The 5,227-nt window shown below is 60.3% G+C and carries 2 protein-coding genes; both read left to right on the forward strand.

Annotation, left to right across the window (positions count from 1 at the left end; translation table 11 throughout):
• On the forward strand, positions 1 to 1,268 hold a 1,268-nt coding region (locus VN887_12770; protein ID HXT40879.1), incomplete at its 5' end, for an alpha/beta fold hydrolase.
• A partial coding sequence (locus VN887_12775) for an amino acid adenylation domain-containing protein (GenBank protein ID HXT40880.1) occupies positions 1,265 to 5,227 on the forward strand: 3,963 nt, incomplete at its 3' end. The genes VN887_12770 and VN887_12775, both read left to right, overlap by 4 nt.

Here is a 5,227-nt window from a genome sequence, read left to right on the forward strand (position 1 = left end):
TGCGCGAACACCTTCAAAAGCATCTGCCTGATTACATGTTGCCATCCGCGTTTGTTTTTCTGGAAAAACTACCGCTGACCCCGAACGGCAAAGTGGATCGGCGCGTCCTCCCCGCGCCGGACACGACGCGAACCGCCTTGCGAAACGAATTTGTCGCACCCCGGGACGATGTGGAAGGCAAATTGGCCGCCCTTTGGGAGAACATCCTCGAGGTCCAGCCGGTCGGCATCCGCGACAACTTCTTCGAGCTGGGCGGACATTCACTTCTGGGAGTGCGGCTGTTCGCGCGCATGGAGAAGGATTTCGCCAGAAAACTTCCCATTGCCACGCTGTTCCAGGCACCAACGGTCGAACAACTGGCGGCCCTGTTGCGCGAAGAAAAGGAGCGAACGACCTGTTCGTCCCTGGTGGCCATCCAGCCCAGGGGAACACGTCCGCCCATATTCTTCATGCACGGCGCCGGCGGCGGCAACCTCTGGACCTACGCGAACCTCGCGCCATATCTTGGCACTGACCAGCCGGTTTATGGACTGGAATCGCGGGGCATGCGCGGACTCGAAGAGTTCACCCGCATCGAAGACATGGCGGCGCATTACATTGAGGAAATCCGCACGGTCCAGCCCGGCGGACCCTATTATTTGGGCGGCTATTGCTTCGGAGGCAATGTGGCCTATGAAATCGCGCGGCAACTCCATGGGCAGGGGGAACAAATCGCCCTGCTGGCCCTCATGGAAAGCGCGCCCCCCAATTCCGGCGAGTGCATCCAGTGGTGGCACCCCGGTTTTCTGGCGAAGTTCGCGGTAAATGCGGTTTACTGGCTCAACGATTTCGTTCATCAGGAGCCAGCCGACCGGCAAAGCTTCGTGCGTCGCAAATTCCGCGCGCTCGGGAAAAGGATGCGACGCTGGTTCTGGCGTGACGACCCTGACGCAGGGGCGGTTGATCTCGACGAAATCATTGACGCGGCTCAATTCCCCGAACTCGAACTGAGGTTATGGGAAATCCACCTGCGCGCCATTCGCGACTATGTGCCGCAACCGTACACAGGCCGGGTGACGCTTTTCCGCACCCGCACCCAGCCGTTTCTCTGCTCGTTCGACCCGTTGTACGGGTGGAGTGAACTGGCCGCCGGCGGTGTCGAAGCCATTGCGATCCCCGGTTCCCACGAAAAAATCTTCGTCGAACCGCAAGTGCGCGCGTTGGCGGCGAAATTGAAGGCGTGTCTGAACGACGCGCAATCGAAAACGACCCGCCCAGATCAACCATGACGTCCGGAAACGAAATCACTTTGCAACGACCGGAATCATCCGACGGCGGAACCGGGCTGCCTCCAAACCGCATGCAGCCGGCCCGGGATGTCTCGGCACAGCAGAGCGAACGCCCGGCAATCTCCCGCCACGAGCGTCGGCGCGAGTTTCCGCTTTCCTGTGCCCAAAAGCGGCTTTGGTTTCTGGACCGTCTGGAGCCCGGCATTGCGGTTGATAACCTGTGCCGGGCCGTGCGGCTGACCGGTTCGCTTCAGGTTCCGGCTTTGGAACGGGGCCTGAATGAAATCATCCGCCGCCACGAAATTCTGCGGACGAACTTCTTCGACCACGAAGGGAATCCCGTCCAGGTGATTGCTGAAGGCCGGATATTGAAATTGCCGGTCCTCGATTTGAGCGACCATCCCGGCGACCGGCGCGAAGAGGAATTGCAGCGAATTCTTGAGGAAGAGGCGCAAAGACCTTTCAACCTCTCGGACGATCCGCTTTTGCGCGCGTTGCTGGTCCGGCTCGAAGCCGCCGAGCATGTGCTGCTGGTCACCCTGCATCACATCGTTTCCGACGGACGTTCGCTCGACATTTTCTTGCTGGAGATGGAGGTGCTCTACGAATCCTTCCAAACCGGAAAACCGGCACCGCTGCCCGAACTGCCCGTTCAATACGGCGACTTCGCGTTGTGGGAACAGGACTGGCTCGAAAGCGAGCCGTTGCGACGACAGTTGGCTCACTGGAAAAGGAAGTTGATCGGCGTCCTTCCGACTCTGGAATTGCCGACTGACCGGCCGCGTCCCGCGGTGCAGAGTTTGCGTGGCGGGTCCGAGACTTTGCAGCTTTCGCAAACACTGATCCAGGCGCTTAAAAACCTGGGGACTGCCGAAAACGCATCGCTGTTCATGACGTTGCTGACGGCGTTCCTGGCCTTGCTGCACCGTTACACCGGCCAGGAGGACATTCTGGTGGGCTCGCTCGTTGCGGGACGAAACCACCCAAAACTGGAGACGCTGATTGGCTGTTTCGGCAACAGACTGGTATTCCGGGGGAATTCTGCCGGGAACCCCACATTCCGCAAACTGCTCCAGCGGACGCGCGATATGGCGTTGGAGGCGTTTGCGCATTGCGGTTTGCCGTTCGAAAAACTGGTGGAAGAACTGCAGCCGGAGCGGACACTGAGCCGTAATCCATTCTTTCAGGTGATTTTCGAGTCGCAGAACGCGCCGATGCCGACGATGCAATGGGCGGAGCTGAAGGTGCAGCCGATTGAAGTGAACACCGGTTTGGCCAGATTCGATTTGAACCTGATCCTGACAGAGACGCCGCCGGGAATGCGGGCCACGCTGAAATACAACGCCGACCTGTTCAGGCGCAGCACCATGTCGCGGCTGCTCGGCCACTTTCAGACGATCCTGGAAGGCGCCGCTGCCGACCCGGACCAGAATCTTTCAGAACTGCCGCTGCTGACGCCGTCCGAACGCAGACAACTCCTCAACGAATGGAATGAGACGGCGGTTGCCTATCCGAGGGAAGCCTGCATCCACGAACTTTTCCAGGCACAGGCAGAACGGACTCCCTCGGCCACCGCGCTGGTCTGGGGAGAAGACCGCGTCACCTATCAGGAACTGGATGGCCGGGCCAATCAGTTGGCCGACCGTTTGCGGAAACTGGGCGTGGGACCGGAAACGCTCGTGGGTGTCTGCATCGGCCGCACGCCAGCGATGGTTGTGGGTCTGCTCGCCATTCTCAAAGCCGGCGGTGCGTATGTGCCGTTGGACCCGGCCTATCCCAGGGAACGACTGGCTTTCATTCTACGGGACGCCCGCGCCCCGGTGTTGCTGCTGACGCAGGATTCGCCACGTGCCGATTTGCAGTTCGAACTCCCCGGTTTGAAAGTTGTCAGCCTGGCCGCGGCGGGACCGGAACCGTGCGATGCGGAAGCCGCGTCCAGCCCGCCACGTTCCGGTGTCGCTGCTTCCAATCTGGCCTACGTGATCTATACCTCCGGCTCGACCGGCCGGCCAAAGGGCGTCGCCATCCAACATCGCAGCGCGGTCGCCTTCATCCATTGGGCTCAACACACTTTCACGCGCGACGAATTATGCGGCGTGCTGGCCTCCACCTCCATCTGCTTCGATTTGTCCGTGTTCGAGTTGTTTGTTCCATTGAGTTGTGGAGGAACGGTGATCCTGTCCGACAACGCGCTGGAGTACGTCGGCCTTCCCGCGCGCCGCGAGGTAACATTGCTCAACACCGTCCCTTCCGCGATCGCGGAGTTGTTGACGTTGCGCGCCGTGTCCGAATCCGTGCGAACCATCAACCTTGCCGGCGAACCGCTGTCGGCCCGGCTCGTACAACAACTCTACGGCCTTGGCACCGTTCAAAAGGTCCATGACCTCTACGGCCCGACCGAGGATACGACCTACTCGACGTTTGCCCTGCGCAAGCCCGATCGGCCCGCAACCATCGGGCGTCCGATTGCCAACACCCAGGTTTACATCGTGGACAGTCGGCTACAACCAGTGCCGGTCGGCGTGCCCGGCGAGCTGTGCCTGGGCGGCGAAGGACTGGCGCGTGGTTACCTGAATCGGCCGGCACTTACCGCCGAAAAATTTGTTCCCAATCCTTTCGGTATCGGGTGCGGCGGGCGCCTTTACCGGACCGGCGATCTGGCGCGCTACCTTCCTGACGGCAACATCGAGTTCCTCGGGCGCATGGATCGCCAGGTCAAAATACGCGGATTCCGGGTTGAACTGACTGGAGTCCAATCTGTGTTGAGTCAACACCCGGCAGTGAAGGATGTCATCGTCATCGCTCGCGAACACCAGCCCGGCGAAAAACAACTGGTCGCCTACCTGGTGGCCGCGCGCGAACCGGCGCCGTCACCGGTCGAGTTGCGACAGTATCTCCAGCAGAAGCTTCCCAACTACATGATCCCCTCGGTCTTCGTGACACTGGACAAACTGCCCTTGACACCTAATGGCAAGGTGGATTGGCACGCGCTCCCCGATCCAGGCACAACGCGGGAAACGACGGAAACAGATTTCATCGCTCCCCGCGACGCATTGGAAATCCAATTGGCTGCAATCTGGGAAAACGTGCTGAATATCCGGCCGGTGGGTGTCCACGACGATTTTTTTGAGTTGGGCGGACATTCCCTGCTCGCCGTGCGGCTGTTCACCCAAATCGAGAAACGACTGGGACCAAAGCTGCCGCTCTCGGTGCTTTTCCAGGGGCCGACATTGGAACAACTGGCGCAAATCATCAGCACCGAATCGTGGTCGGCTCCGGGCGCGTCACTCGTGAAGATTCAACCGCATGGCTCGCGAGCGCCGATGTTTTGGTTGCACACGCTGGGTGGCGGAGGTGGCGGCGGGCTCTTCGCCTATCGAAAGGTCGCCGAGCTTTTGGGCCCCGACCAGCCTTCCTACGGACTGGTTACACCGCCGGAACCCTTCGCCCGCATCGAAGACATGGCGGCGCATTACATCCGGGAAATTCGCACCTTGCAACCGGACGGGCCGTATCATCTGGGTGGCTATTGTTTTGGCGGCGTGGTTGCGTTTGAGATGGCGCGGCAGCTCGAGGAACAGGGTATCCGGGTGGGATTGCTCGCTGCAATCGAACTCCCGCCACCCCGCGGCTACAAAAGAAGAGGGGTCGACAGCCAGTTGATCGGACATTTTTTACGGACATTGCCGGCCTGGACGAAATACCTTTTCGCGCAGGGGCGGAAAGAAACCGGCGCGCGAATCAGGCAGAAAACGCGAAATCTTCTTCGAAAAATCAAACGCCGGGTCTGGGGTTCGCCAGACCGGGGTGCGGTCGCGGAAATCCAGGCGCGGCTGGAGGAGATTATCGACTTCGCGCACTACCCTGAAGACTTCAAACGCTACGCCCGGACCCACTGGGAGGCACTCGAACGCTATTGCCCGAAAGCTTATCCGGGCCGCATCGCTCTTTTCCGTACA

It is taken from the genome of Candidatus Angelobacter sp., from assembly GCA_035607015.1.
In the GTDB taxonomy this organism is placed as follows: domain Bacteria; phylum Verrucomicrobiota; class Verrucomicrobiia; order Limisphaerales; family AV2; genus AV2.